The organism is Kribbella sp. NPDC050281 (assembly GCF_040655855.1).
Lineage (GTDB): Bacteria > Actinomycetota > Actinomycetes > Propionibacteriales > Kribbellaceae > Kribbella.
In genome coordinates this window covers 98820-124868 of record NZ_JBFAKS010000006.1, presented here as the reverse complement: position 1 = coordinate 124868, position 26049 = coordinate 98820, and the positions used below count along the sequence as shown (strand labels likewise).

Genomic DNA, 26049 nt, shown 5'->3' with positions numbered 1-26049 from the left:
CAGGCGTGGCGGCGGCGAGGGTGGTGCAAGTCCACCGTCAACCCCGGAGGGATCCGCCATGGGGACCACACTTCCGGCCTTCACGCCGCTCGAGGACAGTCTGTGGTTGACGCTGTGCTGCCGCGCCCTCGACAACCGCAGACCGATCCCGATCCTCGGCGATGCCATGGCTGACCAGATCGTTCGTACGTCCGGCTACGACTACGAGCGGCTCAAGATCGACACCAACCTGCTCCTGAACGCGACCATCCGGGCGAAGAAGCTGGACGAGGTGGCGTCGAGGTTCCTCGACCGTCACCCGGATGCCGTCGGCCTCGACCTGGGCGCCGGCCTCGACACCCGCCGGGAACGGCTCGCCCCGCCGGACACGGTCGAGTGGTACGACGTCGATTTCCCGGAGGTCGTCACCGCACGCCGGGAGTTGATCCCGGAGCGTCCGCACTCCCACAACATCGCCGCCGACGTGACCGGCAAGGGCTGGCTGGACGCCGTACCCTCCGACAAGCCGGCGATCATCGTGGCCGACGGTCTGTTCGGGTTCCTCAGCCAGGACGAGGTGACAGGACTGCTGGACCGGCTGGTCGAGCACTTCCCGAGCGGCAACCTGGTCTTCAACAGCTACACCAAGTTCGCCGTCTGGGCGGCCCGGCACTCGCGCGGCACCAAGACGGTCGCGGACCTGATCAAGTTCCCCGGCGTCGACGACCCGCGTGACTTCGAACGCTGGAACCCGAAGCTGCAACTGATCAAGGAGATCCTGATCAGCCGCGAACCCGAGGTCGCCCAGTTCCCGTCCGTGCTCCGCCTCTACTACCGAGCCCAAGCCCGCAGTACGGCGTGGTCCCGGAAGGGAACCATCGTCCTGCACTACCGCTTCTGAACAAGCCACATTCTTGGACACGGCCGTGACGAGCGCGGGGCGGTTAGGGTAGCCTCACCTGTGTGATTGTCTGCCACTGTGAGGTCGTCAGCGACCGCGACGTCGTCGAGAGCATCGACCGCGGCGCCCGGACGCTCGCGCAGGTGTGCGGGGCGACCGGGGCGGGACGGAACTGTGGCGGCTGCGTCTTCTCGTTGAAGCGGTTGTTGTGCCAGCATGGGAGGTCGGTCTCGGCAGCCTCAATCACGGAGGTGGCAGGTGCAGCCGGTTAACCCACGCGTCGTCGTACTGCTCAACGAGGCGCTCACCCTCGAGCTGACGGTCATCAACGGGTACTTCCTCGAGGCCAGGATGCTCGACAACTGGGGATTCGGGCGGCTCGGCAAGGCCTTCTACGACCTGTCGATCGACGAGATGAAGGACGCCGATGCGCTGATCAGCCGCATCCTGTTGTTCGACGGCCACCCGAATCTGCAGAAGCTCGGCGCGGTGGCGGTCGGCGAGGACGCCCAGGAGATGCTCCGGCTGGGCCTCGAGGGCGAGCTCGCCGCGGTGGCGCAGTTCAACGCGTCCGCGAAGGAGTGCCACGACCTCGGCGACCACGGCACCGCGGCGGTGTTCGAGGAGATGGTCCGCGACGAGGAGACGCACGTCGACTGGTTCGAGTCCCAACTCGACGCCATCGAACGCGTCGGCGTCCAGCAATACCTCGCCCAACAGATCGAGCCCGGCAAGTCACCAGGCTGACGGAGTGGCCACCCGTTATCTGTACGTCGTCAGGCACGCCGAGGCGGTGCCGGATCAGAGTGGGTTGTCAGACAAGGGCCGGCGTCAGGCCGTGTTGCTCGGTCAGCGACTGCAGGACGTCCCTTTCTCGTCTCTTCATCACAGTCCGCTCCCCCGGGCAGCCCAAACCGCGCGCCTGGTCCAGCAGGAACTCCAGAACGAAGTCCCGCTGGAGAGTTCCGAAGCGGCAGGAGACTTTGTCCCCTATGTGCCGGCGGAGGACGAGCTGCCGGCGGACTCGGCTGACTTCCTGCTGCGCTTCCTCCAGCAGTTCACGACCGAGGAGCTCGAAACCGGAGCTGACCTGGCGCGCGTGGCCCTGGAGCGGTTCACCGGGCCGGTGGACGGCAACGACGAACAGCACCAGCTGCTGATCACCCACAACTTCCTGGTCGGCTGGCTGGTTCGACACACCCTGGACGCGCCGAAGTGGCGGTGGCTCGCCCTCAACCACTGCAACGCGGCACTGACTGTCCTCCGCTTCGCGCCCGGCCGCCCCTCCTCGGTCCTGGTCTACAACGACATGCGACACCTCCCCACCGACCTCCGCTGGACCGGCTTCCCCGCAGACCTGCACATCTGAACGCCCTCGGTGCCACTGCCTCCAAAGGCGGGGCAACCGAGGGCTCCTCATCTCGGGGGTCAGCGCTGGATCAGGGCCTTCACGAGGCGGTCGGGCATTGAGGCGAAGGGGAGTGGCTGGACGGCAGGGTGTTCGCCGCCCTGGCCCGCGTCGGCCTAGCCACCACCCTCCACGCGAAGGGCGACGACCAGGCCGCAACCACCGCCCTCCAGCAGGTCCTCACCTGGGCCGAGAACACCAACACCCGAAGCCGCCAGTTCTTCTACCTCGCCCTAGCCGGAGACCCAAAAACCCTGGCCACCGAGGCACTCACCTAGTGGTCGACTGCGGCCCAGATGCAGAACGTCTGAAGGGCGGCGCCACGGAGCGAGGTGTTCAGGTGGGGTGGATGTTCTTGTTGTGGTGGAAGGTGTTTTCGGGGTCGTACTTGGATTTGACCTCGACGAGCCGTCGGTAGGTGTGATCGCCGTAGGCCTCCCGGATCCGGCTGTCGTCGTCGGCGTCGAGGAAGTTGATGTAGACGCCGGCTGCTCGGTGTGGCTCGAGGGCTTGCAGGAACCGCCGTGCCCACGCAGTCTCGGCGGCCGCCAGCTCGGCGGCTTGGTCTGGCAACCACACTCCTTCGATGACGATGTTGTGGGGCACATCGCGACCGGCGTATGCGGTGGCGTCCTGGGGGACCCGGGCGATGGCGCCACCGAGATGAAACATCGCCGCGTACGACCGGGCCGAACCAGCGGTGTAGGCGTGCTCGGCGATGACAGCGATGGCGGCGTCGGAGAGCCCGGCGAGGTTCGTGGACTTCCAGTAGTAGTGCCAGCCGTGGGGAACGGTGTCGTCGATGGCGCTCTGGTGCGCGACGTACGGCGTGGGTGCGACCAGGTCCGCGAGCGGCGTCCCGAAGCGGCGGAGGCTCCGCACCGCACGCTCGCCATCTTCCACGGCTCCGGCGTAGCAGCAGGCGACAGCGATCGCCGGCCGCCAGTGCAGGTGATCGGGGATGTCCGGCCAAGGAGGCACCGTGCCGAGCCTGACTACGGTGCCGAGTTCGTCGGGGGCTTCGGCAACGAAGTCCCGGTAGAAGCGCAGTACCGCCGCGGTGTCCTCGGCCGCCCAGAAGACGGCGCCGGCGACGACGTCCGGGCCGAGGGAGTGCAGCGCGAACTGGAACGAGGTGACGACGCCGAAGTTGCCACCGCCGCCTCGTAGTGCCCAGAACAGGTCGGGGTGGTCGTCGGTGGACGCCCGAACGATGCTGCCTTCGGCGGTGACCACCTCGGTGGCCAGCAAGTTGTCGACGGCGAGCCCGTGTTTGCGCATGAGCCAGCCGAGGCCGCCACCAAGGGTGAGCCCGGCGACGCCGGTGTGGCTCACGATGCCGCCGGTAGTGGCCAGACCGTGGGCTTGCGTCTCGTGGTCGACGTCGCTCCAGAGGGCACCTCCCTGCACCCAGGCGGTGCGGCCGGCAGGGTCGACCCACACGGCCCGCATCGCCGAGAGATCGATGACGATCCCGTCGTCGCAGACCGCCGTACCGGCCACGTTGTGCCCTCCGCCCCGGACAGCGATCTCCAGGTCGTGGTCGTGGGCGAAGCGCATGGCCGCGACCACGTCAGCGGTCCCACTGCAGCGAGCGATCAGCCGGGGGCGCCGGTCGATGACGCCGTTCCACACCGCTCTGGCGGCGTTGTAGTCGGTGTGGTCGGCAGTGATCAGCCGGCCCAGGAACCCGTCGATCTCCATGGCGGTTGCCTCCTCGCTCGGGTAGGCCGGCGTCTTCGGCCCCTCCGCTGCCGACGGCACCATCGCATCGCGATCGCCCCCGGCCGTGAAGTCAAGAATCTGGACTTCACACGCGAAGCCTGCGGCCAGACACTGGCGTCGTGAGGACATACGGCCAGTACTGCCCCATCTCTCGCGGCGCCGAGATCTTCGCCGAGCGATGGACGCCGCTGATCGTCCGCAACCTGTATCTCGGGTGCGGCAGCTTCAGCGAGATCCTGGAGGGCGCGCCCGGGCTGTCTCGCACCCTGCTATCGCAGCGGCTAAAGCAGCTCGAACGGTTCGGCATCGTCAGCTCGGCGCTCAAGCCCGACGGGCGCGGACGCCACTACGAGCTCGCACCCGCGGGTCGCGACCTGTTCAAGGTCTGCGTGTCGCTCGGCGAGTGGGGTGCCGCCTGGCTCGAGATCGCCCCCGAGCACCTCGATCCCTTCGTGGCCCTGTGGTCGATGTGCAACCTGCTCCGCCGAGACAGGCTCCCGGGCCGGCCCGTCGTCGTCCGCTTCGACTTCACCGGCCGCCAGCGCCCCGAGCGGTACTGGCTGCTCATCGAGCACGGCGACACCGAGCTGTGCAAGACGTACCCAGGCCTCGACGAGGACCTCTACATCACGGCGGAGGCCGAAGCCTTCGTCAAATGGCACGCCGGCCAGCTCAGCTGGGCTGAGGCCATCCGCAATGGCCGCATCCAACTGCACGGGCCCTCGTCGCTCGTGCGAGCCTTCCCCACCTGGAACGCCCGCAGCGCCTTCGCCCACATCAGACCGATCCCCCGCGCTACAGCAAGCCCAGCAGCCTGAGCCGTTCGACAGGATTCCGGAGATCCAGGACTTCAATGTGCCGCAACGGCGACTCTGCCACCTTGATGTTCACCAAGGGCCGGCTGCGGACCGGACGGGGCGCCCGGTCCGCAGCCGGTCAGCTCACGGCCGAGGTCACTGACTCAGCTTGGTGAGCCTGGTGTACCAGTTTCCGAGACTGGTGCGCGTGCCTCCGCAGCTTCCGAATCCGGCCAGGTCCGGCGAGGGGAAGTATTCCGCCAGTGTGCACGTCTGGCCGATGTACTCCGACGCCAGCCAGATGTTGCCGCCGTCGGTCACGGCGGCGCCGTAGTCACCCCAACGGGTCCGTGGAGGATCCCCGACGAACGCCTTGTACGAGGTGAATCCGTCAGCCGGCCCGACGCCTGCGGCCGCGAGGTGGATCGGTCCCACCGACCCGCGTTCGTCGATGCGGACGTAACCCGCGCTCGGGAAGTTGGTCTCGCCGAGAACCGAGAACGCGATCGCGCCCTTGCCGGCCGGAGTGAAGGCGATGGCCGGCATGGTGAGGTTGTTGTTCGCGAGGGCGATGTAGCCCTGCTTGGTGACCCGCCCCTGGATCTTGCCGGCGCCGTTGATCTTCGGGCTCACCGCGAACCAGGCGATGCCCGCCTTGAGCTCGCCGTTCACCCTGACCGCGGTTCCGGACGAACCCCAGAGAGTGCCGTTGACGTACCAGGTCTGCTGCATCCGGGAATCCAGCGAGTCCGGCGTGGACTCCACCTCGTCGTGCGCGGGCTCGTCCTCGGGCTCGAAGAACGCCTGCCAGCACCCCGGACCGAACGGTGTCGGCATCGTCGTGTCGTTGATGCACTCACCCAGCGGGATGTTGCCCGGCTTCTGGTCCGACTCCGGCGGGACGACATACGTCTGGCTGTTCGTCAGCCGGCTCGTGATCCCCAACGCCGGTGCCGCGGAGTTCAACGACGCGGTGTTGGTGATCGCCCAGATGCCCAGCCGGCGCGCGGTACCGGTCGGGTTGCCGGTCTCGCTGCCGTCACCGGCGATCGTGCTCAACGCGTACTCCGTGCCGTTCCGTTCGCTGGAGTACTCCCCGGCCGGCGAGTTGGCCGGCCAGACGGTGAAGCCCGGCGAGCCGTCAACGGCGAGGTTCTCGACCAGGGTCATGTTGACGCTGGCCGGGTGGCCGGCGAGCTGCGCCTTCGAGAACGCGAAGATCTGCGCGGCGTTGAAGCCCGGCCCGAACAGGTCGTACTCGTTGGTCGACACGTACACGCCGTTCGCGTCCTGGCCGATGTGCGGGTAGTCCTGGAAACACGGACCGTGGACGACCCCGTCGACGGTGCAGCCGTGGTCGGGTGTTCCGTCGGTCCCGTCGTTCTGCGCCGGGACGTGGTAGATGGTCCAGGTCCCGAGCGGGCTGCCGGTGTTCGACACGGCGAGGTCGATCGTGTTCTTGCCGGTGAAGTCGCCGTTCGGCAGGCTGCCCAAGGTGGTGAGAACCACCATGAAGCGCTGGTGGTCCGGGTCGTACAGGCACACCGGGTCGATGACCTGCGGCCCTATCACGCCGGTCGTGCGGTCGATCGCGGGCGGGTAGCCGAAGAACGTGTTGAGATCCTGTACCCCGCTCAGCGCGGCGGCGTTCGCCGAGCTGCGGACCCGCAGCACGCTGTTGACCGCCTCGACGACGAAACCGTTGCCGACACACAGCGCCTGGTCGGGCGGCTCGAGCGAGAACTGGTTGCCGCCGTTGGCGAGCCGTTGGTCGCGGTGGGTCAGGCCGTTCACGCTGGCTTGGACATCCGCGTTGGAGCCTGCCACGGCGCTGGACGCGACGACCGGTGCGTCGAGCGGCTTCTTCGGGAACTTGCCGTTCTTGAACCCCGGGCGCGGACGGGTGAACTGACCGGCCTCGCCGTCGCCTTCCTCCTCCTCCCGGCCTCCGGGCCGCAGCTCCGGCTGCTGGAGACCGTCCACTCCGAGCGGACGTGTCTGGATACTCGTCGTGCCGCCGCTGGGAATCGCGCGGGTACCTCCGGCGGCGGCCGCACCCATCGAGGTTGTCGGGGTGATCAGGCCGGCGGAGATGACCAGGGACGCAGTTGCCAGACCAAACGCTCGACGGCGGGTCATGTGAGAGGTGAACTTCATGGGTTGCCCTCCATGCTGGTCGCGTGCCACTGGAGTGACGACCGAACGTCAGCATGTCGGCACCCGCGATGCAGTGGTCGGCCTACCGCACCCCGAGTTGCCCGTTCGCCAAGCTTCACCAGCCATTTGAGACCTCAGATGTGGTGACGCGCAAGGGGTGGCCTCCTCACCGGCCACGCCTGTTTTCGGCACCGATGAGAAGGACGCGTCGTCGAGGGCTTACACGTCTGCGGGGAACGGAACTCCCGTGTTGCTGTGGCAGCGGTAGCCGTTGGGGTTCTTGAAGTCGGACAGGTACTGCTGGTGGTAGGTGCTCCGTGGAGGCGATAGAAGGCGTCGGGCTGGAGCTATCTCCGCGGTGCGGCAAGGAGTAACGTCCAAGGCGGGGATTGTGGACCGTGACGCGGGGGAGCCGCCGCCCATCTGACCTGGCGGGGATGCGTCGCCAAGGAGGTCGCTGCAACTGTGGCCTGGACGATCGCGGTTGTATGCCGGCCGTCAAGTTCAACCGTCTGTCGTGGGCACGCCACCCTCGCCGCGTCACACCGCCGGGGGTCATCGTGCGAGCAATCACCAGTCGAAGCGCCGCTGTCCAGGAGCCAACACCACCTCGACCATCTCGATTCGCGGCGGCTGGGGTTCGCGCGGTGTGCTCAGTAGCCGCCGTCCTGCTATTGGCCGGCTGCTCGGCCGAGGTCACCATTGGGGGCGGCACGGTCGATGAGAACCGGACAGCGGACGCGGTCGGCAACTACCTGCGCGAGGCGGTGCCGGACGTACAGGTTGGTAGCGTCACCTGTCCCGAAGACGTGAAGGTCGCCGAGGGTGCGAGCTTCGAGTGCACCGCCGAGGTGGCGGGCAGCCAGGTGCCGGTAACCGTGACCTTGAGCCATGTGCAGGATGGCGATTACACCTACGAGCTCAAACTGGCCAAGGCGCTCATCGACATCGACAAGGTCATCACCGAGATCCGCTCGAGGCTGCCGGCGCAGGCCGCAGGTGCCAGGGTCGACTGCGGCGCGCCGAGCGTGCGGGTCGCCGAGGTCGGCGGGACGATCCCCTGCACGATTTCCTTGGGGAGCAAGCGCCAGGCCGTACGGACCGTGGTCGACAACCTTGACGGGACGGTGCATTTCGAGCCGGCCATAGTGTGGCCGGTGACGCCGCCGAAACCGTCGACCGGCAAGATCGGCGACAAGCTGACGGTCTACGACGAGGCTGGTGCCGCCCAGCTCGAGGCCACCGTCACGCGGCTGAAGTTCTCTGCAGGCGACGAGTTCGACGGACCCGAGCATGGTGTGTACATGGGCGCGAACGTGACGCTACGGGCACTCGCAGACGGGCAGGACCTTGTGGAGATCACTGCACTGGTGGGCGGCCGCAAGTACACCGGCGACGCGATCGTCACCTCGACCGCGTTCGACCCACCCCTGGACCCGGTGATCCTCGATCGGGGCGAGCAGGCGTCCGGTTGGTTGGTGTTCGACGTCCCCTCCCGGCACGGCCAGTTGGTGATGCACGACTTGGACGGGCACCAGCTTGGGGCCTGGAAGTACTGATCAGGTCCCAAGCACGCACAAGCGCCAGGACTCGAAGGAGTCCTGGCGCTCTGCGCTGACTGTCAGGCGTCAGGCCGGGAACGGTACGCCGGTGTTGCTGTGGCAGCGGTAGCCGTTGGGGTTCTTGAAGTCGGACAGGTACTGCTGGTGGTAGCCCTCGGCGTAGTAGAAGGTGGTGGCGGGGGCGATCTCGGTGGTGACGTCGCCGTAGCCGAGGGGCTTGATGACGGGGGCGTAGAGGTCGCGGGTGCGCTCGGCCTCGGCACGCTGGGCGTCGGTGGTGTAGTAGACCGCGGAACGGTACTGGGAGCCGAGGTCGTTGCCCTGGCGCATGCCCTGTGTCGGGTCGTGGGTCTCCCAGAAGACCTTCAGCAGGTCGGTGAAGGTGGTCTTCGTGGGGTCGTAGACGACTCGGACGGCCTCGGTGTGGCCGGTGCGGCCCGTGCAGACCTCCTCGTACGTCGGGTTCGGGGTGTAGCCACCCGCGTAGCCGACGGCCGTGGTGTAGACCCCAGGCTGCTGCCAGAAGATCTCCTCGGTGCCCCAGAAACACCCGGTGCCGAACCAGACCTCCTCGAACCCCTCAGGGGCAGCAGCGGTCTGCGGCGTACCGAGCACGATGTTGTCCGCCGGTACGGCGAATCCGGGCTCCGGCCGGCCGGGCAGTGCGGCCTCGGGCTCGACCAGGGCTGTATTGCGCTTGAAGAACGACATTCTCACGCCTCTCGCAGAAGTACTCTCATGATCCTTCAACGCCAGGGGTAAGGCGAACCTTCCCCACACCCCTTACGGCGAGATGACGTCAAGCGATCATGGCCGCCGAACGCCGGGCCGGCGCCCCGCCCGTGGTCAGCGACGCGTACGACGCGGCCAACCGACTGACCCCGTCACGCAGCGCATCCGGGTCGAGCGTGAACGGCAACCGGATGAACGACTCGAACCCACCATCCGGCGAGAACCGCGAACCGGACACCAGCAGTACGCCGTTCCGCTGCGCAACCCCGACCAGACTCGACCCAACGGGCTCGGGCAACTCACACCACAGCGACAACCCGCCACCCGGCACCCGGAACCGCCACGACGGCAACTCGGAAGCCACCGCCGACGCCAACGCATCCCGCCGCCGCGCGAGCTCCGACCGCCGCTCCGGCAGAATCGTCGACCGCTGCCGCAGCAACCCGGCGACGACCAACTGCTCGAGCACCGGTGCGCCCAGATCCATCGACGCCCGCGCGTCCAGGATCCGCGCGACCAGCGCCTCCGGCACACGCATCCACCCGATCCGCAGCCCGCCCCAGAACGACTTGCTCACCGACCCCACGGTGATCACGCCGTCGGGGTCGTACGACGCGAACGGCGGCGGCATCTCCTGGCCGTCCAGCGACAGCTCGAACAGCGTCTCGTCCACGATCGCCGTCGTCCGGCTGCGGGCGAACGCGATCGCCAGCCGCTGCCGGTCGGCGGCCGGCATCAACCACCCGGTCGGGTTCTGGAAGTCCACGACCATCCACGCGGCTCGCGGCGCCGTCTGCCTGATCGTTGCCTCCAGCAAGGGAAGGTCCCAGCCGCCGGGGCTCATCGGCACCGCCACCACCCGGCAGCCGCTGCGCCGGATCGCGTCGACGGAGTTCGGGTGCGTCGGGCTCTCGGTCAGCACCCGGTCGCCGAACTGCGTGATCGCGCGGATCGCGATCGACGTCGCCGCCAGCGCACCGGCGGTCACGATGATCTGGTCCGGCGTCGTCGGCAGCCCGCGCTCCGCATAGGCCGCCGCGATCTCCGAGCGCAGCACCGGCAGGCCCTGCGGGTGGTACCCGGGCGTCGCCAGATGCACCGGCAGGTCCCCGGCAGCCTCCGCCACCGCCCTACTGATCCCCGGTACGGCGGACGGCGCCGCGCAGGTGAAGTCGTAGAGCCCGTCCGTGTCGATCCCAGGCGCGTGGTGGCGCCCGAGTTCAGGTGCGACCTTGGACGGGAGGGCGGTGACACTGCCCGACCCGCGGCGGCTCGTCAGATAGCCACTGTCGCGCAACTCACGGTACGCCGAGGCGACCGTCGTACGGCTCACCCTGAGGGCTTCGGTCAACTCGCGCTCGCTCGGGAGCCGCGAGCCAGGGATGATCCGGCCGTCCGCGATCAGCAATCGGAGCCGGTCGGCCAGCACCCGGTACGCCGGCCCGGAGTCGTCGGCCCAGGACCCGAGCAGGCCGGTGAGCGTACTGGCGGGGAGATATTGCCGCTGCATGCAGTCCACTATCGCGCAATTGGCTATCGATCACCAGGCCAGTTGTTCCGCAAACTGGAGAAGTGACCGCCACTTCCCCCGCACTGCCGCGCCAACTGGCGCCCCTGAACCCGATCCAGCAGCTGAAAGCAGGCCACCTGCCCCGGCGCCTGGTCCAGTTGTACGTCGGCCTCACCCTCTACGGCGCCTCGATGGGCCTGATGATCCAGGGCAATCTCGGCCTGGATCCGTGGGACGTGTTCCACTCCGGCATCACCAAGCACCTTCCGCTGAGCTTCGGCACCGTGGTGATCGCGATGAGCTTCGTCGTACTGCTGGCCTGGATCCCGCTGCGGCAGTGGCCCGGGCTCGGCACGATCAGCAACGCGATCGTGATCGGCCTGGTGACGGACCTGACCCTGGCGACGGTCGACCGGCCGGACGCGCTCTGGCTCCGGATCGTGTTCATGCTCGCGGGCGTCGTGGTGAACGCGCTGGCCGGCGCGCTCTACATCGGCGCGCAGTTCGGCCCCGGTCCCCGCGACGGCCTGATGACCGGCCTGGTCCGTCGTACCGGCCTCAGCGTCCGCCTCGTCCGGACCACGCTCGAGCTGACCGTGCTCGTGATCGGCTTCCTGCTCGGCGGCGTGATCGGCGTCGGCACCGTCGTCTACGCCCTGTCGATCGGCCCACTCGTCCACGTCCTCCTACCGATCTTCACAGTGCGCCTGAAGCCCGACCAGCCCTAGCTCTGCTGGGTCAGCCCACCAAACGGTGGGTTGGCCCACTGCGTGCGATTGGCCAGCCCACCTTCTCGTGGGCTGACCCACCCGAGGGAATGCGGCGGGGGTAGCGCGGCTCTTCACGGTCCGCCTGAAGCCCGACCAGCCCTAGCTCTGCTGGGTCAGCCCACCAAACGGTGGGTTGGCCCACTGCGTGCGATTGGCCAACCCGCCTTCTCGTGGGCTGACCCACCCGAGGGAATGCGGCGGGGACCGTGCGGCGGGGCGGAGGTGGGTCGCGCGCGGCGGGGCGGGGGCGGGAGGTCAGCGTTCCAGGTGGGTTTTTAGGGCGTTGAGGCGGTGGTCCCAGTCGCGGGTGAGGGCGGCGAGGAACTGCTGAGCCAGCTGCATCGGGGCGGGCCGGAGGCCGTAGCGGACACGGCGGCGTTCGCCGTGCTCGGCGGTGACGAGGCCCGCCTCGGCCAGGAGTGCGAGGTGCTTGGCGATCGCCTGCCGGGTGATCGGCAGGCGATCCGCCAGGTCCGTCGCGGTCGAAGGCCCGTTCGCCGCGAGTACGGCGAGTACGCCGCGCCGCCGCGGATCCGCCAAGGCCACGAACACCTGCTCCGCCACCGCCTCGACCCGGTCTGTGGCGGGCATGGCAGGTCAGGCGGCGTCGAGGTAGTCGACGAGTTCGCCGAGTTCGGACGCCCAGCCCTCGGTGCTGGCGCCGAACGCCTTGGTGTACTCGCCGTCCGGCAGTTGCGCGAAGCCCGACTCGATGACGGTCAGCCGGGTGCCGGCGTCGACCGGCTCCAGCGTGAACTCGACGTACGTCCGGCGTTCGTCCTCGGCCGGCAGGCCGTAGATGTGCCAGGTGAAGCCGAACGTGGTCGGCTCGTCGACCCGCTCGATCCGCATCTCGGCCCGGTCGCCGCTGGTCCACGTCATCTCCGCGGATCCGCCCGGCCGCAGGTCGATCTTCGCCTGGTGGCCGAACCAGGTGCCGAGACCCTCGGCCGTGGTCAGCGCCGCCCACACCTTCGCCGGCGGGTGGGCGAGCTCGACGGTCCGCGCGATCTGGTCAGGAAATCCCATCACAATCCTCCTGGTGAATAGCAACTATCTGGTTGCAATCCAACATATGGCAACCCGTCGGTTGCGTCAAGAGTCTCGGTCCTGGACGGCCGGTTCGGGACGGAGCAGACCAGGCCGTACGCTGGTCCGGTGAACACGGACCACCACTACGGCTTCGAGACACTCGCCATCCACGCCGGGAACGAGCCCGACCCCACCACCGGTTCGGTGGTGCCGCCGATCTACGCGACCAGCACCTACAAGCAGGACGGCGTCGGCGGGCTGCGCAACGGCTACGAGTACTCCCGGTCGGCGAACCCGACCCGGACCGCGCTGGAGGAGTGTCTGGCCGCGATCGAGGCGGGCAACCGCGGCTTCGCGTTCGCCAGCGGCCTGGCCGCGGAGGACACGCTGATCCGCTCGCTCTGCGTCCCGGGCGACCACATGGTGTTCCCCGACGACGCGTACGGCGGCACGTTCCGGCTGTTCTCCAAGGTGCTGGGCAACTGGGGTGTCGAGATGACGCCGGTCGCGGTCACCCACCCGGAGGCGATCCGGGCCGCGATCCGCCCGGGCAAGACCAAGATCGTCTGGCTCGAGACGCCGACGAACCCGCTGCTGAACGTCGCCGACATCGCCATCGTCGCCCAGATCGCGCACGACGCCGGTGCCCTGCTGGTGGTCGACAACACCTTTGCCACGCCGTACCTGCAGCAGCCGCTGGAGCTCGGCGCGGACGTCGTCGTGCACTCGACCACGAAGTACATGGGCGGTCACTCCGACGTTGTCGGCGGTGGGCTGATCGTCCGCGATGCCGGGCTGGCCGACAAGATCGCCTTCCACCAGAACGCGATCGGCGCGGTCGCCGGCCCGTTCGACGCCTGGCTGGTGCTGCGCGGGATCAAGACCCTCGGCGTCCGGATGGACCGGCACAGCGACAACGCCGAGAAGGTCGTCGAGTTCCTCCAGCGGCACAAGGCCGTCAGCCAGGTGCTGTACCCGGGCCTCGACGGTCACCCCGGTCACGAGACCGCCGCCAAGCAGATGAAGCGGTACGGCGGCATCGTGTCCTTCCGGGTCACCGGAGGAGAGCAGCACGCGCTGGACATCTGCAACAAGGCCGAGGTCTTCACCCTGGGCGAGTCGCTCGGCGGTGTCGAGTCGCTGATCGAGCACCCCGGCAAGATGACCCACGCCTCGGTCGCCGGTACGCCGCTCGAGGTGCCGGCCGACCTGATCCGGCTCAGTGTCGGGATCGAGACGATCGACGACCTGCTGCTGGACCTCGACCGCGCGATGGCGTAGTTGGCGGGCCTGTTGGTGGCCGTCGACTTCGGGTCGACGTTCACGAAGGCGATCGCGGTGGACTCCGGCTCGGGCGACCTGGTCGCCCGGGCCGAACACCGGACCACGATCGACACGGACGTGATGGACGGCTGGCACGCCTGCCGCAACGCCTTGCTGGAAGCCGATCGCGGCGTCGAGCGCGCCGAGGTGCTGGCCTGTTCGAGTGCGGGCGGCGGTCTCCGGATCGGTGTCGTCGGCAACGAAGAGCTCGTCACCGCGGAAGCCGGCCGGCGGGTCGCGTTGTCCAGCGGCGGCCGAGTGGTTGCCGTGGTCAACGGCGGGCTCACGGCAACTTCCCTGAAGGAGCTGCGCAAGGACCGCCCGGACGTGGTCCTGCTGCTCGGCGGCACGGACGGTGGCAATTCGGCAGTACTGCGCAACGCTGCCGAGGTGCTGGCCAGGTACAAGTGGCGTCGACCGGTCGTTGTCGCAGGCAACCTTGATGCGCAGGCCGGGATCGGCGAGACCCTTGCGGCGGCCGGCGTACCGCATGTCCTGGCGGACAACGTCGTACCCGAGATCGGGGTGTTCGCGCCGGACAGTGCGCGGGCCGCGATCCGGGAGATGTTCCTCGCCCATGTGATCGGCGGGAAGAACCTGTCCCGGGACCCGGCGTTCGCGCGGATGGTCCGCGCCGCCACGCCGGACGTCGTACTGCGCGGAGTCGAGGTGCTGGCCGGGTTGCACGGTGATGTCGCGGTCGTGGACATCGGTGGTGCGACCACGGACGTGCACTCGGTGATCGAGCTCGACCCGGAGGACGCGAACCTCGGCCGCGAGGTGGTCGCGACGCATCCCGTGACGCGCACGGTCGAGGGCGACCTCGGCATGCGCTGGAGCGCGGTCCCGGTAGTCGCCGCCGGCGTCGAGTCCGGTCTCATCCCGGACGGCGACCTGTTCAGTACGGCGGCCGCTCGCCGGCACGCGGATCCGTCGTACCTCCCCGACAGCGAGCAGGAGGCGTCGTACGACGAGTTGCTTGCGAGGGTCGCGGCGACGGTGGCGTTGCGGCGGCACGCGGGTCGCCAGCGGATCGTGTTCGGGCCCGGCGGTCGGGTGATCGAGCGGTCGGGCAAGGACCTGCGGGAGGTGGACCTGCTGGTCGGGTCCGGAGGAGTGCTGCGGCACAACGGGCCGGACGTTGCCGCGCGGATCCTGGGCTCCGTCGGGGTGAATGCACAGGAGGAAGGCTGGCTCGTCCCGGAGCGCGCGGAAGTCTGCGTCGACAAGGACTACGTCCTGGCCGGCGTCGGCCTGCTCGCCGACCGTGCCCCAGCCGCAGCCGAAGGGCTCGCCCGCCACATTCATGGAACAGTCCGCACCGGGCACTAGTCTCAGCACCAAGCGGTGAGCTGCGGAGGTGGGATGAGCGAGTCGGGGCGGGGCGACGAGATCGAGGCGCCGGACGTCGGACGGGACCACGAGAGTCCGGTGGCTGACAACGAGGTGCTCGACGAGGCCGGCGCGACGGCGGTGGACGACGATCGCCTGACCGCGTCGTCCAGCCGGGGTCGCGTGGACACCGGGGTCACTCCGGGGATGCAGATCGCCAGTGCCTGGGCCTGGCGGTTCCTGGTGATCGTCGCGGCCGTGCTGGTGATCGCCTACGGGATGCGTTATCTGTCCGAGGTGGTCGTCCCGGTGACGGTCGGCGTACTGCTGACGGCTCTGCTGGTGCCGGTGACGGACGGCCTGCAGCGGCTCCGCATTCCCCGCGGTCCCGCGGCGGGCATCACCGTTCTGGCGACCATCATCGTCGTCGCCGGTCTGCTGACCCTGGTCGGTACGCAGATCGCGGGCCAGTTCGAGAGTCTGTCCACCCAGGTCGGCGAAGGTGTGCAGAAACTGCGCGACCTGGCCCGGATCAACTTCGGGCTGACCGACAAGGACATCACCGACGCCTTCAAGCGATTGCAGGACGAGATCACGTCCGGTGGTGCTCTCGGTCAGCGTGCGGCCGAGGTCGGTACGACGGCGACGCATGTCGTGGCCGGCCTGTTCATCGCGCTGTTCTGCCTGTTCTTCTTCCTCTACCAGGGCGATCGGATCTGGGCGTGGCTGATCCGGCTGTTCCCGCGGCAGGCGCGCGAGAAGGCCGACTCGTCCGGGCGGAAGGCGTGGGTCTCGCTCACGGCGTTCGTCCGGGCAACCATCATCGTCGCGGCGGTCGACGCGATCGGGATCTCACTGGGCGCGGCGATCCTCGGTCTGCCGCTGGTGAGCGCGATCGGCATTCTGGTGTTCGTCGGCGCATTCATCCCGGTCGTCGGCGCGCTGATCAGCGGCGTGGTCGCCGTACTGGTTGCGCTGGTTGCCAAGGGACCGATCGTCGCGATCATCATGCTGGCCGTGGTGATCGGCGTGCAGCAGCTCGAGGCGCATGTGCTGCAGCCGTTCCTGCTCGGCCGCGCGGTCAGCGTCCACCCGCTCGCCATCATCTTGTCGATCGCCACGGGTGTGATCATCGCCGGGATCGTCGGCGCGCTGATCGCCGTACCGACGGCCGCCGTACTGAACGCGATCGTCAACCACCTGGCCGGCAACGACGTCGATCCGGAACCACCGCGACCGTTGCCCCGTAGATACCTTTTCCGGGAGAAACCCGCGGCGGAGTCAGCGGAACGGGAGAGCTAAGCGCCCCGTCCCGTCGTCATCGAGGGCGTTCAGGGCGGTGACGAGTTTGCGTTCCTCGTAGGTGAAGTGCGTCTCCATCAGGGCGGCTACGGTGTCGAGCTCCCGCTTCCGCCCGGCCGGATCGAGTTCGGCGAGTTTCTCCAACCGCTGCAGGGCCTCCGCGATGATCAGGTGATCACGGGCCAGCTCCTCGAGCACCGGACGAAGGTCCGGGTACTCCTCCGCGAGCACCATGAACGCGCCGTCGTCCTCACCGGTGTGATGACGAGTGAGCGCGCCGCAGAAGGCCAGACAGTGAGCCAGTAGATCCCTGCCATCGGGTGCAGTCTGTTCCCGCAGTACGTCGATCTGCTCACGGAGTTGATCGTGGAAGGCGACGAGCTGGTTTCCGAATCCTTGCAGGCGTGACATCACCGCAAGCCTAACGTGCGACGACCGGCCGTCCTCGGGAGAGGACGGCCGGTCGTTCGGTTGGTGCGGAGGGTCAGTGCATCGCCGCGGCTGCGGAAGCCTCCATGGAGCCTTCCTCACCCTCGCCTTCCGGCTTGGACGGGCCGTCGGAGCGGCCGGCCAGCCGCTGCTCCGGAGTGATGACCGCGAGGATGAACGCGATCGCCAGGAACGGCAGCGAGACCAGGAACACGTCGCCCATCGAGTCGACCAGACCGTGCAGGGCCCAGCCCTTCATCGGCTCCTTCAGGCTGTGCAGCGCCTGGACGCTGTTCGCCGCCTTGGCGAGCCCGTCGACCACGGTCTGGGTCGCGTTCGGAACGATGTCGCCCAGGTGCTCCTTGAGCCGGCTGGTCAGCACCGCGCCGTACACCGCGGTACCGATCGCGCCACCCATCGAGCGGAAGAAGGTCATCGTCGAGGTCGCGCTGCCCATGTGCTTGCGGTCCACGCTGTTCTGCGCGGCGGTGACGGTGATCTGCATCGACAGACCCAGACCGGCGCCCATGATGAACATGTAGATCGCCAGGTGCCAGTACGGCGTACCCAGGCTCAGCGTGGACAGCAGCAGCATCGCGCCACCGACCAGGACCGAGGAGATGATCGGGTAGACCTTGTAGCGCCCGGTCTTGCTCATCAGCTGACCGCTCGGGATCGACGCGGAGAAGATACCGACGATCATCGGCAGCAGCGCCAGGCCGGACCGAGTCGGCGACATGTCCTTGACCGCCTGCAGGTACAGCGGCAGGAAGATCAGCGCACCGAACATCGCGAACCCGAGCAGGAACGCGTACCCGGCGTACCCGGAGAAGATCCGGCCCTTGAACAGGTCCATCGGGATGATCGGCTCGGCCACCCGCAGTTCGACCAGCACGAAGGTGACGGCCAGTACGACGGCCGCGGCGAGCAGGGCGATCGTGGTGGCGGTGCCCCAGCCGTTGGTCGGGCCGCTCCAGGAGACGGCCAGCAGCAGCGAGGTGACGGCTCCGGTGACCACTGCGGCACCCAGGTAGTCGATCTTGTGCGAACGCTTCACGTGCGGCAGCCGGAGGACGGCGCCGACGATGCCCAGGGCAACGAGTCCGATCGGCAGGTTGATCCAGAAGATCCAGCGCCAGCCGGGACCGTCGGTGAGCAGACCGCCGAGCAGCGGGCCGGCCACGGACGACAGGCCGAAGACGGCACCGAAGTACCCCATGTACTTACCGCGCTCGCGCGGCGGGATCACGTCGCCGATGGTGGCGAAGGCCAGTGACATCAGGCCACCGGCGCCAAGACCCTGGACGGCCCGGAAGCCGATCAGCATCTCGATGTTCTGCGACAGCGCGGCCAGCACGGAGCCGGCCAGGAAGGTGACGATCGCCGCGATGAACAGCGGGCGACGGCCGTACAGGTCGGAGATCTTGCCCCACAGCGGCGTGGAGGCGGTCGAGGTCAGCAGGTACGCCGTGACCACCCAGGACAGCTTGTCCAGGCTGTTGAACTCACTGACGATCTGCGGCAGCGCGGTTCCGACGATGCTCTGGTCGAGCGCCGCCAGGAACATGCCGGCCATCAGGCCGCCGAGGACGACGAGGATCTGTTTGTGGGACAGGTATCCCGGAGTTTCAGGCGCAGCGCCGCCGGTGGTGGCGGGCTCGGTGGTGCTCATGTAGTGCTCCCCAGCTTCTTGTCGGTGTTCTCGCGATCAGCGGGGTCGCCGCCGGCCGCGAAGTCTTGGGTACGGCGCTCTGCCGCGGGTGTCGGGCGTAACCGCGGGGCAACAGCGGCCCAGCCCTTGTCTGCCCAGCTCTTCTCGATGGCCGGGTCGGTAAGGCTCGCGACTCCGTCGGCGAACCGTGTCATCAGGCGCTCGAAGGTCAGGACGTCGTCTTCGGACCAGCCGTCCATCGCCGCGCTCAGCAGCTCCATCCGGCGTCGGGCGCCGGCGTCCCACTCCTCGATGCCCTTCTCGGTCAGCTCGACCCGGAAGGCGCGGCCGTCGTCGGGGTCGGGGGAGCGGCGGACCAGGCCCAGCTGCTCCAGCGACCGCACGTGGCGGCTCGCGGTCGAGGCGTCCAGCTCCATCCGGTTGGCCAGGTCGGACAGGCGCAGCGCACCGCTGCACCGCAGCACGAACAGCACCAGGTGGACGCTGTGGTCGATCGTGTCCCCCGGCTGCTTGGCCTTCAGCCGCCGGCCGATCCTGGTAAACGCGTGCAGCACGCCCTCGATCGGGGTCTGCGGAGAGTACGCGTCGTTTACTTGCATGCTGCAAGCATATACATGCTTGCGTGATACACGCAAATGAGTTTCCAAGATTTCCGAGTGAGCCGCCACTCACTTACTCACAGTCTTCAGGTGGTCACTGTTCGTGGAAGATGAGAACCAGTACACGATCTACTGACGGTGGAGGGCTGCGTTCTGTGACGCAGGGTGGGCCTAGGTCCCCGGTGGTTGGTCGGTCTGGCACCCTGGCCTGCCCCTCTCCCCACAACGAGGCTGGCCCGGGAGACATTCCTGCTAGCTACTGGGGGACGCGTGACGGCGATCGACGACCGGTCGGTGGACAGCATGGCGACGACGAGGCGCCGGCTGCTGGAGTTCGGAGCGGTCTGTATCGCCCTGACCTGGTTGCCTTGGGCGGTCCTGGGCGTGCTGGGCGCGAACCTCGACGAGGGCGGCGGGATGCTCGTCTTCGCCCTGGCGGCGTCCGGGCCGTCGCTGGCCGCCTTGGTGATGTGGCTGTGGCGACGCGAGAAGCAGCGGCTGGTGAGGTGGTCGTGGAGCTGGCCGGTCGCCGCCGTACTGCTCGGTGCATTTCCGCCACTGGCGGCGTCACTGCTGACCGGACACCTCGCAGCGTTTCCCGACCATGCCGCCGACGTGATCGCCGGCGCCGGTGGACCACTCGGGGCGCTGGCCTACACGTTCCTGGCCGGACCGGTGGCGGAAGAGTTCGGCTGGCGGGGTTATGTGCAGCCCCGTCTCCGCAGGTACTACGGGCAGTTGGCCACCACTGCGGTCCTGGGCGCGGCGTGGGGGCTCTGGCACGTGCCGCTGTACTTCCTGAACGGCACCGGTCAGCATGACGACGGGCTGTTCACCCAGCAGGGGCTGACCTTCTTCCTGGGGCTGTTCCCGCTGACCTACGTGATGCTGTTCGTCACCGAACGCCTCCGCGGCGGCGTACCGGCGGCGATCCTCGTGCACGCGGCGTGGAACCTCAGCGAGGAGCTGATTCCTCCGCTCGGCAACGGTGTGTGGGTCGACCTCCTCATGATGACCGCCACGGCGGCCGCGGTCGGCTGGTACTGGCGACGCGCTCCGCGGCACCGTCGTACTGAGGATCCTGCGATCCTGGACGCCGATTCGGCGAGCGACAGGAGAGTGCCAGGATGGCGCAGGTAGCAGTGGTGACCGGTGGTGGTTCGGGGCTCGGGCGCGAGATGGCGCTGGCGCTCGCGGCGGCTGGGTTCGAGGTGACCGTCACCGGGCGGACCGAGGAGAAGCTGCGCGAGACCGCCGCTCTGTCGGCCGAGGGGCGAGTGCGGACCGCGGTGCTGGATGTCGCCGATGGCGGGGCGGTGCGTGCGCTCTTCGGTGGGCTCGAGCGGATCGACGTACTGGTGAACAACGCGGGGACCGGCGCGCCGGCGGCCGGGGTGCAGGATCTGGCCGAGGAGGACTGGCGGCGGGTGGTGGACACCAATCTGACCGGGTCCTTCCTGTGTGCGAAGGCGGCGTTCGCGTTGATGCTGCGGCAGGACCCGAAGGGTGGACGGATCATCAACAACGGCTCGATCTCGGCGCATGTCCCGCGGCCGCAGGGCATCGCGTACACGGCCAGCAAGCACGCCGTCACCGGGTTGACGAAGGGCCTCGAGCTGGAAGGCCGGGCGCACGGGATCACGGCCTGCCAGATCGACATCGGGAACGCCGCGACCCCGATGACCGAGCGGATGGGGCAGGGCGTGCTGCAGCCGGACGGGTCGATCGCGGTCGAGCCGACGTTCGATCCGAAGATCGTGGCGGATTTCGTGGTCCGGATCGCCCAGCTCCCGACGTCGGTCGCCGTACCGCACCTGACCGTGATGGCCGCCGGCATGCCGTACGTCGGCCGCGGTTGACTTCCAGTCGTGTTGAGGTTCTAGCGTCGATGGATGGAACCGCCCAAAACGACAAGAAAACTGTCGGCCGGTCCGTCTAGGGTCGGGACCGTGAGTGAGCAGCGGGAGTCCCTGGTCCATGTCCGTGGACTGCGGAAGTCGTACGGCGACTTCGAAGCGGTCAAGGGCATCGACCTGGATGTGTGGCGCGGGGAGGCGTTCGGGTTCCTCGGGCCGAACGGCGCGGGCAAGTCGTCGACGATGCGGATGATCGGCGCGGTCTCCCCGACCAGCGGCGGCACCCTGCGGATCCTCGGCATGGACCCTGCCACCGACGGCCCGTCGATCCGGGCCCGGCTCGGCGTGTGCCCGCAGGACGACACCCTCGACACCGAGCTGTCCGTCCGGGAGAACCTGACCATCTACGGCCGGTACTTCGGTCTGAGCCGGGCGGAGTGCCGTAGTCGCGCGGACGAGTTGCTCGAGTTCGTCTCGCTCACCGAGAAGGCGGAGGTCAAGGTCGACGAGCTCTCCGGCGGGATGAAGCGGAGGCTGACGATCGCGCGCTCGCTGGTGAGCAACCCCGATCTCCTGCTGCTCGACGAGCCGACGACCGGGCTGGACCCACAAGCCCGGCATCTGTTGTGGGACAAGTTGTTCCGGCTCAAGCAGGCCGGCGTGACGCTGATCATCACCACGCACTACATGGACGAGGCCGAGCAGCTCTGCGACCGGCTGGTCGTGATGGACGGCGGCCTGATCGCGGCTGAGGGATCGCCGGCCGACCTGATCCGGGACTACTCCACGCGTGAGGTGACCGAGCTGCGGTTCGGGCCTGAGGTCATGTCGTCCGACCACGACGCACTGGCAGGGAAGGTCGAGGACCTGGCCCAGCGCATCGAGGTGCTGCCGGACCGCCTGCTGCTCTACACCGACGACGGCGAGCACGCGGTCGCGGCGGTGCACGAGCGCGGTCTGCAGCCGGCCTCGGTCCTGGTCCGGCGCTCGACCCTCGAGGACGTGTTCCTCCGGCTCACCGGCCGGACGTTGGTGGATTAGGGCGTGTCTCCCAACTCCCCGCCTACTGCGCGGCACTCGGCACGGCACCTCACCGCACGTGAGCAAAGGCCACGATGCGCCGCATCGAGACCTTCGCTCCCGCACGCCGATGCACCGCACCGAGCACCTGCTCGCTACGGCGCGGAGTTAGGAGACACGCCCTGATGGCCCTCGCGCTAGAGAACGGCCGTCGCCAGTTCGACTACTGGCTGACCGTCTACAAGCGGACCTGGAAGGGCACGCTGATCAGCAGCTTCCTGCTGCCACTGCTCTATCTGGCCGCGATGGGGATCGGTCTGGGCTCCTTCGTCGACCGGAACGGGACCGGTGCGCTCGGTGGTGTGAGCTACCTGCAGTTCATCGCGCCCGGGTTGCTCGCCGCCACCGCGTTGCAGGTGGCCGTCGGCGAAGCGACGTACCCGGTGATGAGTGGATTGAAGTGGCAGAAGTTCTTCCACTCGATGATCGCGACGCCGCTGCGGCCGGTGGACGTGGTCGGCGGTCAGCTCGGCTTCATCGCCTTCCGGGTGGGCAGCACGTGTGCGGTCTTCTTGGCGGTGATTGCGGTGTTCGGCGGACTGGAGTCACCGCTCGGTGTGCTTGCGCTGCCGGTGGCGTTGCTGGTGGGGATGGCTGCCGCGGCGCCGGTCGCGGCGGTGGCCTCGACGCTGGAGAACGACTCCGGCTTCGCGATGATCTTCCGCTTCGGGGTGATCCCGGCGTTCCTGTTCTCCGGTGCGTTCTTCCCGGTCTCGCAGTTGCCGAACTGGATCGAGTGGCTCGCGTACCTCAGCCCGTTGTGGCACGGCGTGGCCCTGTCCCGTGATCTGGCGATGGGCACGATCAACCCGCCGCTCGCGCTACTCAACGTCGTCTACCTGCTCGCCTGGTTCGTGGTCGGCACGTGGTTCGCCGTCCGCGGCTTCACCAAGAGGCTGGTGGGCTGATGACGACCCTCACCGCCCGGGTCGTCCCGGTCCCGGCCCGCGTCCTCGGCCGCGGCGGCGGCCGGCACATCGTGGAGCGCAACTTCCTGCTCTACCGCCGGTCCTGGATCGTCTTCCTGTCCGGCTTCTTCGAGCCGCTGTTCTACCTGCTCTCGATCGGCATCGGCGTCGCGCAACTGGTCGGCGACTTCACGCTGTCCGACGGCACCACGATCGGGTACGCCGCCTTCGTCGCGCCGGCGATGCTGGCCAGTTCGGCGATGAACGGTGCGATCTTCGACTCGACGTACAACATCTTCTTCCGGATGAAGTACGCCAAGCTCTACGACTCGATGCTGGCGACGCCGCTGCGGCCGTGGGACATCGCGACCGGCGAGGTGACCTGGGCTCTGCTGCGTGGTGCCTGCTACTCGGCGATGTTCATCGCGGTGATGCTGGGGATGGGCCTGATCACGTCCTGGTGGGCGCTGCTCGCGCTGCCCGCCTCGGTCCTGATCGCGTTCGCGTTCGCCGGCGCGGGGATGGCGCTGACGACGTTCATGCGCAGCTGGCAGGACTTCGAGTTCGTCCAGCTCGCGGCGATGCCGATGTTCCTGTTCTCGGCCACGTTCTACCCGGTCGAGACGTACCCGGAGGCCATCCGCTGGCTGGTCGAGATCACCCCGCTCTACCAGGGCGTCGTGATCGAGCGCGCACTCACCACCGGCACGGTCGGCTGGTTCCTCCTCGTCCACGCCTTCTACCTCGCCGCCATGGGCACGATCGGCATGTACATCGCCTCCCAACGCCTCGGCAAGCTGCTGCTGAAGTAAGTGTCCTGAGCCGAACGTCCGACTCAGGACACTAGCTCGGCGTACGCGATCGGGAACTCTGTGAAACCGATCGGGTTTACATCGGCGTCCGATTGGCATGATCCGGCGGGTGAGGAATCCGATCGGGGTGTTGCGGCGGAGCCAGCAGGTGCGGTCCCAGTTGAAGGCGCCACGGGAGCGCTTGCCGGGTGGCAGCCGCCGATGGATCCGGTCGTCGATGGAGTGGATGATCACCGAGTTCGGCCGCGACGTGGTGCTGCGGCCGATCGCGCTGCCCACCGACCTCATCCCGGCCGGGTACGACGGCAGCCGGCCGGCCGCCGAGGAGTTGTGCCGGCTGGTCAGCGAGCGGATGGATCTTCGGCCGGATCAGTGCGCCCTCAGCTTCGAACTCGTCGGTGACGGCATCCGGCGGCCGGCGTACCGCAGGTCGGCCTCGGTGGTGAAGGAACCGTCCGGCCGGTGGATCCGCGGCGCCGAGCGCAACCAGATCCAGCTCTCGCCGACGCTGGCCGCCGACCCGGTCGCGCTGATCGCGATCTTCGCCCATGAAGCCGGGCACGAACTGCTGCTCGGCAGCAGCCGGATCTCGGTGGCGCGCCGGCCCGACCATGAACCACTGACCGATCTGCTCACCGTGTTCTACGGACTCGGGATCTTCACCGCCAACGCGGCGTACGAGCGACGGCCGCGACCGAACGGGCGGGGCAAGCAGCCGCTGGCGCGCGGGTACCTCCGTGAAGCGGCGTTGTCCGAGGCGCTCGCGTACTACGCCTTGCTGCGCGGAGAGCGTCGTCCGACGTGGGACCGGCACCTCGATCCGCCGGTCCGCCGCGGTATGCGCAACCAGTTGGCCGTGCTGCACCGATGACTACTGCGCAAGGATCCTCCGGAGCCACCACACGCCGCCGCGGAGCATCGACTCCTTGCTCGGTCCGGACACGTTGTCCGGCAGGTGCGCGTAGGTCATGACCTGGTGGAGTGCTCCCAGCTCCTCGGCCAGTTCGAGCGCACGACGTAGGTCCGCGGGCGAGGCGTACGACTCCCACTCGGCCAGATAGGCATCCTTCAGCCGCGGATCGGTCGACAGCGGCGACCGTTGCTCGAAGAACGTCACGAGGTCCAGGAACGGATGGGACACAGCGGCGTCCGTCCAGTCGAACGCCAACACCCGGCCATCCCGGACAGCAAGGTTCCGCGGATGCAGATCACCGTGCAGCAGAGTCTCCGGTACGCCGATCGCCGCGAGCTCGGTGATTGCCTCACGCAACTGTTCGGCCCGCCTCGGCAGCAGCGCGCGCTCCGCGGGTTCGAGCAGATCGGTGGCGGGGGTCGGCCCGAGCACCCGGTCGATCTCCGCCTGCAGTACGGCGAGCCGGCGGTCGACACAGCTGAACTCCAGCAGCCGATCCGGCTGATCCGCATAGCTGCGCTGCAACCTGGCGTGCCCGCGCAGTGCGTCGATCCACAGCGAAACGTCCGGAAAGTCGGCCAACGGGGGTCCGAGGTCGGGCAGCAACATCCAGGCCCGCTTCTCGTCCACGGCCAGCGGCGCAGGCACCTCACCAGGCCGCTCCTCGGACAGCTGCTTCAACAACATCGGCTCGTGCGCGAACAACAGCGGCAACGCATCCGCCCGCGCCGGCCGGATGGTGCTGGAGTGCGCAAGTGCCTTGAAGTACACGTCTCCGGGGGCCGTCGGGACACGCAGTACGTTCGACAGCCCCCACGAGCGCACCTGGGACCACGGTCTCGTCCTCGCGACCTGTTCGTCGATCCACGACAGCGCTTCGTCGTACCAGCCCGGCCTGGTCCACGCCGGCGTGACGGGGGAGTCCGCCGGCAGGGCGAGGTACTCGCGCGCGGCCACGACCGCCGGATCGTCGAGGTCATGCACCCACCGGGCATCCGCTGGAACCGTGCCGGTCGAGAACATCAGGTAGGTGGTCGGCTCTTCGCCGAGGCAGGTGAGGACGACGGCCTCGATCGACAGCTGCTCGCGGAGCCGGCCGACCGCGGCCTCCACGTCGGGGAACCAGAGCTTCTCGGCGACCTCCACCTGCGGCAGACCGGCAGGCAGGACGAGGACCGCCTCGTCCGACGGGCGAATCACGACAGCCGTGACCTTCATGAGCCGCAGCGTATGTGGCGGGTGCAAGTGGT

At 68.3% G+C, this 26049-nt stretch carries 27 protein-coding genes; 17 read left to right on the top strand and 10 right to left on the bottom strand.

Features of this window, described 5'->3' with window-relative positions:
- Nucleotides 1-58 precede the first annotated feature (58 nt).
- From AB0I34_RS08945 to AB0I34_RS08925, 5 genes are all read left to right on the top strand, one after another.
- Nucleotides 59-880, top strand: a complete 822-nt coding sequence (locus AB0I34_RS08945; RefSeq protein WP_360441858.1) for a class I SAM-dependent methyltransferase — start codon at nucleotides 59-61, stop codon at nucleotides 878-880.
- 62 nt (nucleotides 881-942) lie between these two features.
- The gene (locus AB0I34_RS08940) at nucleotides 943-1152 is read left to right on the top strand and encodes a (2Fe-2S)-binding protein (RefSeq protein ID WP_131363115.1); all 210 of its coding nucleotides are present in this window, start codon (nucleotides 943-945) and stop codon (nucleotides 1150-1152) included.
- Nucleotides 1139-1627 carry a bacterioferritin gene (gene bfr / locus AB0I34_RS08935; RefSeq protein ID WP_360441854.1) on the top strand — a complete coding sequence of 163 codons (489 nt, stop codon included), beginning with the start codon at nucleotides 1139-1141 and terminating at the stop codon, nucleotides 1625-1627. The genes AB0I34_RS08940 and bfr overlap by 14 nt, the downstream gene beginning before the upstream one ends.
- A gap of 4 nt (nucleotides 1628-1631) precedes the next feature.
- Complete coding sequence (locus tag AB0I34_RS08930) at nucleotides 1632-2249, top strand: histidine phosphatase family protein (RefSeq protein WP_360441851.1); 618 nt, start codon at nucleotides 1632-1634, stop codon at nucleotides 2247-2249.
- Between the two features lie 128 nt (nucleotides 2250-2377).
- Nucleotides 2378-2566 (top strand): hypothetical protein, encoded by a 189-nt coding sequence (locus AB0I34_RS08925; RefSeq protein WP_360441848.1) that lies wholly within the window; start codon nucleotides 2378-2380, stop codon nucleotides 2564-2566.
- Between the two features lie 58 nt (nucleotides 2567-2624).
- Here the strand turns inward: AB0I34_RS08925 and AB0I34_RS08920 are convergent, their stop codons facing one another.
- A complete protein-coding gene (locus AB0I34_RS08920) occupies nucleotides 2625-3992 on the bottom strand; it encodes an FAD-binding oxidoreductase (protein ID WP_360441845.1) in 1368 nt (455 codons plus the stop codon).
- A 140-nt stretch (nucleotides 3993-4132) separates the two neighbouring features.
- Here AB0I34_RS08920 and AB0I34_RS08915 point away from each other — a divergent pair, with 140 nt between their 5' ends.
- Nucleotides 4133-4831, top strand: a complete 699-nt coding sequence (locus AB0I34_RS08915) for a helix-turn-helix domain-containing protein (RefSeq protein WP_360441842.1) — start codon at nucleotides 4133-4135, stop codon at nucleotides 4829-4831.
- A 135-nt stretch (nucleotides 4832-4966) separates the two neighbouring features.
- On the opposite strand, the gene AB0I34_RS08910 is transcribed toward AB0I34_RS08915, so the two are convergent.
- Nucleotides 4967-6967: a hypothetical protein gene (locus tag AB0I34_RS08910; protein WP_360441839.1), complete on the bottom strand. Its 2001-nt coding sequence runs from the start codon at nucleotides 6965-6967 to the stop codon at nucleotides 4967-4969.
- Between the two features lie 488 nt (nucleotides 6968-7455).
- Here AB0I34_RS08910 and AB0I34_RS08905 point away from each other — a divergent pair, with 488 nt between their 5' ends.
- On the top strand, nucleotides 7456-8526 hold the full coding sequence (locus tag AB0I34_RS08905; RefSeq protein WP_360441836.1) for a DUF4333 domain-containing protein: 1071 nt from the start codon (nucleotides 7456-7458) through the stop codon (nucleotides 8524-8526).
- Nucleotides 8527-8595: 69 nt separating this feature from the next.
- Here AB0I34_RS08905 and msrA read toward each other — a convergent pair whose 3' ends face one another.
- Together msrA and AB0I34_RS08895 are read right to left on the bottom strand one after the other, a co-directional pair.
- Entirely contained in the window at nucleotides 8596-9240 is a 645-nt protein-coding gene (gene msrA, locus AB0I34_RS08900; protein WP_360441833.1) for a peptide-methionine (S)-S-oxide reductase MsrA, read from the bottom strand.
- A gap of 88 nt (nucleotides 9241-9328) precedes the next feature.
- Nucleotides 9329-10771 (bottom strand): PLP-dependent aminotransferase family protein, encoded by a 1443-nt coding sequence (locus tag AB0I34_RS08895; protein WP_360441830.1) that lies wholly within the window; start codon nucleotides 10769-10771, stop codon nucleotides 9329-9331.
- Between the two features lie 62 nt (nucleotides 10772-10833).
- Here AB0I34_RS08895 and AB0I34_RS08890 point away from each other — a divergent pair, with 62 nt between their 5' ends.
- Complete coding sequence (locus tag AB0I34_RS08890) at nucleotides 10834-11499, top strand: hypothetical protein (protein ID WP_360441827.1); 666 nt, start codon at nucleotides 10834-10836, stop codon at nucleotides 11497-11499.
- A gap of 297 nt (nucleotides 11500-11796) precedes the next feature.
- Here the strand turns inward: AB0I34_RS08890 and AB0I34_RS08885 are convergent, their stop codons facing one another.
- Complete coding sequence (locus AB0I34_RS08885) at nucleotides 11797-12132, bottom strand: metalloregulator ArsR/SmtB family transcription factor (protein ID WP_360441824.1); 336 nt, start codon at nucleotides 12130-12132, stop codon at nucleotides 11797-11799.
- A 6-nt stretch (nucleotides 12133-12138) separates the two neighbouring features.
- Entirely contained in the window at nucleotides 12139-12570 is a 432-nt protein-coding gene (locus AB0I34_RS08880) for an SRPBCC domain-containing protein (protein ID WP_360441821.1), read from the bottom strand.
- Between the two features lie 129 nt (nucleotides 12571-12699).
- Between AB0I34_RS08880 and AB0I34_RS08875 the strand changes: the two genes are divergently transcribed.
- Genes AB0I34_RS08875 through AB0I34_RS08865 form a run of 3 tightly spaced genes read left to right on the top strand, consistent with a single transcriptional unit; the run spans nucleotide 12700 to nucleotide 16530 of the window.
- On the top strand, nucleotides 12700-13854 hold the full coding sequence (locus AB0I34_RS08875) for a cystathionine gamma-synthase (RefSeq protein ID WP_360441818.1): 1155 nt from the start codon (nucleotides 12700-12702) through the stop codon (nucleotides 13852-13854).
- Nucleotides 13855-15228 (top strand): glutamate mutase L, encoded by a 1374-nt coding sequence (locus AB0I34_RS08870; RefSeq protein ID WP_360441815.1) that lies wholly within the window; start codon nucleotides 13855-13857, stop codon nucleotides 15226-15228.
- A gap of 33 nt (nucleotides 15229-15261) precedes the next feature.
- On the top strand, nucleotides 15262-16530 hold the full coding sequence (locus AB0I34_RS08865) for an AI-2E family transporter (protein WP_360441812.1): 1269 nt from the start codon (nucleotides 15262-15264) through the stop codon (nucleotides 16528-16530).
- Here the strand turns inward: AB0I34_RS08865 and AB0I34_RS08860 are convergent.
- The 3 genes from AB0I34_RS08860 to AB0I34_RS08850 form a co-directional block, all read right to left on the bottom strand.
- Complete coding sequence (locus AB0I34_RS08860; RefSeq protein WP_360441809.1) at nucleotides 16510-16941, bottom strand: hemerythrin domain-containing protein; 432 nt, start codon at nucleotides 16939-16941, stop codon at nucleotides 16510-16512. The genes AB0I34_RS08865 and AB0I34_RS08860 overlap by 21 nt on opposite strands.
- 73 nt (nucleotides 16942-17014) lie before the next feature.
- Nucleotides 17015-18631: an MDR family MFS transporter gene (locus AB0I34_RS08855; RefSeq protein WP_360441806.1), complete on the bottom strand. Its 1617-nt coding sequence runs from the start codon at nucleotides 18629-18631 to the stop codon at nucleotides 17015-17017.
- Nucleotides 18628-19230, bottom strand: coding sequence for a MarR family transcriptional regulator (locus tag AB0I34_RS08850; RefSeq protein WP_360441803.1), 603 nt, complete (start codon nucleotides 19228-19230; stop codon nucleotides 18628-18630). Before AB0I34_RS08850 ends, AB0I34_RS08855 begins: the two co-directional genes overlap by 4 nt.
- Nucleotides 19231-19500: 270 nt before the next feature.
- Here AB0I34_RS08850 and AB0I34_RS08845 point away from each other — a divergent pair, with 270 nt between their 5' ends.
- From AB0I34_RS08845 to AB0I34_RS08820, 6 genes are all read left to right on the top strand, one after another.
- Entirely contained in the window at nucleotides 19501-20370 is an 870-nt protein-coding gene (locus tag AB0I34_RS08845) for a CPBP family intramembrane glutamic endopeptidase (RefSeq protein ID WP_360441800.1), read from the top strand.
- Nucleotides 20358-21089: an SDR family oxidoreductase gene (locus AB0I34_RS08840; protein ID WP_360441797.1), complete on the top strand. Its 732-nt coding sequence runs from the start codon at nucleotides 20358-20360 to the stop codon at nucleotides 21087-21089. Before AB0I34_RS08845 ends, AB0I34_RS08840 begins: the two co-directional genes overlap by 13 nt.
- 90 nt (nucleotides 21090-21179) lie before the next feature.
- Nucleotides 21180-22127 carry an ATP-binding cassette domain-containing protein gene (locus tag AB0I34_RS08835; protein WP_360441794.1) on the top strand — a complete coding sequence of 316 codons (948 nt, stop codon included), beginning with the start codon at nucleotides 21180-21182 and terminating at the stop codon, nucleotides 22125-22127.
- A gap of 164 nt (nucleotides 22128-22291) precedes the next feature.
- Nucleotides 22292-23074 carry an ABC transporter permease gene (locus AB0I34_RS08830; protein WP_360441791.1) on the top strand — a complete coding sequence of 261 codons (783 nt, stop codon included), beginning with the start codon at nucleotides 22292-22294 and terminating at the stop codon, nucleotides 23072-23074.
- Nucleotides 23074-23886 carry an ABC transporter permease gene (locus tag AB0I34_RS08825; protein ID WP_360441788.1) on the top strand — a complete coding sequence of 271 codons (813 nt, stop codon included), beginning with the start codon at nucleotides 23074-23076 and terminating at the stop codon, nucleotides 23884-23886. Before AB0I34_RS08830 ends, AB0I34_RS08825 begins: the two co-directional genes overlap by 1 nt.
- A gap of 109 nt (nucleotides 23887-23995) precedes the next feature.
- Nucleotides 23996-24757 (top strand): hypothetical protein, encoded by a 762-nt coding sequence (locus tag AB0I34_RS08820; protein WP_360441785.1) that lies wholly within the window; start codon nucleotides 23996-23998, stop codon nucleotides 24755-24757.
- Here the strand turns inward: AB0I34_RS08820 and AB0I34_RS08815 are convergent, their stop codons facing one another.
- Entirely contained in the window at nucleotides 24758-26017 is a 1260-nt protein-coding gene (locus tag AB0I34_RS08815; RefSeq protein ID WP_360441782.1) for an aminoglycoside phosphotransferase family protein, read from the bottom strand. It abuts the gene before it with no gap.
- Nucleotides 26018-26049: the final 32 nt, after the last annotated feature.

Coding starts and splice junctions, on each gene's coding strand:
- AB0I34_RS08945 (WP_360441858.1), top strand. CDS start 59: ATGGGGACCACACTTCCGGCCTTCACGCCGCTCGAGGACAGTCTGTGG.
- AB0I34_RS08920 (WP_360441845.1), bottom strand. CDS start 3,992: ATGGAGATCGACGGGTTCCTGGGCCGGCTGATCACTGCCGACCACACC.
- AB0I34_RS08910 (WP_360441839.1), bottom strand. CDS start 6,967: ATGAAGTTCACCTCTCACATGACCCGCCGTCGAGCGTTTGGTCTGGCA.
- AB0I34_RS08905 (WP_360441836.1), top strand. CDS start 7,456: ATGCCGGCCGTCAAGTTCAACCGTCTGTCGTGGGCACGCCACCCTCGC.
- msrA (WP_360441833.1), bottom strand. CDS start 9,240: ATGTCGTTCTTCAAGCGCAATACAGCCCTGGTCGAGCCCGAGGCCGCA.
- AB0I34_RS08895 (WP_360441830.1), bottom strand. CDS start 10,771: ATGCAGCGGCAATATCTCCCCGCCAGTACGCTCACCGGCCTGCTCGGG.
- AB0I34_RS08885 (WP_360441824.1), bottom strand. CDS start 12,132: ATGCCCGCCACAGACCGGGTCGAGGCGGTGGCGGAGCAGGTGTTCGTG.
- AB0I34_RS08880 (WP_360441821.1), bottom strand. CDS start 12,570: ATGGGATTTCCTGACCAGATCGCGCGGACCGTCGAGCTCGCCCACCCG.
- AB0I34_RS08865 (WP_360441812.1), top strand. CDS start 15,262: ATGAGCGAGTCGGGGCGGGGCGACGAGATCGAGGCGCCGGACGTCGGA.
- AB0I34_RS08860 (WP_360441809.1), bottom strand. CDS start 16,941: ATGTCACGCCTGCAAGGATTCGGAAACCAGCTCGTCGCCTTCCACGAT.
- AB0I34_RS08855 (WP_360441806.1), bottom strand. CDS start 18,631: ATGAGCACCACCGAGCCCGCCACCACCGGCGGCGCTGCGCCTGAAACT.
- AB0I34_RS08850 (WP_360441803.1), bottom strand. CDS start 19,230: ATGCAAGTAAACGACGCGTACTCTCCGCAGACCCCGATCGAGGGCGTG.
- AB0I34_RS08840 (WP_360441797.1), top strand. CDS start 20,358: ATGGCGCAGGTAGCAGTGGTGACCGGTGGTGGTTCGGGGCTCGGGCGC.
- AB0I34_RS08830 (WP_360441791.1), top strand. CDS start 22,292: ATGGCCCTCGCGCTAGAGAACGGCCGTCGCCAGTTCGACTACTGGCTG.
- AB0I34_RS08825 (WP_360441788.1), top strand. CDS start 23,074: ATGACGACCCTCACCGCCCGGGTCGTCCCGGTCCCGGCCCGCGTCCTC.
- AB0I34_RS08815 (WP_360441782.1), bottom strand. CDS start 26,017: ATGAAGGTCACGGCTGTCGTGATTCGCCCGTCGGACGAGGCGGTCCTC.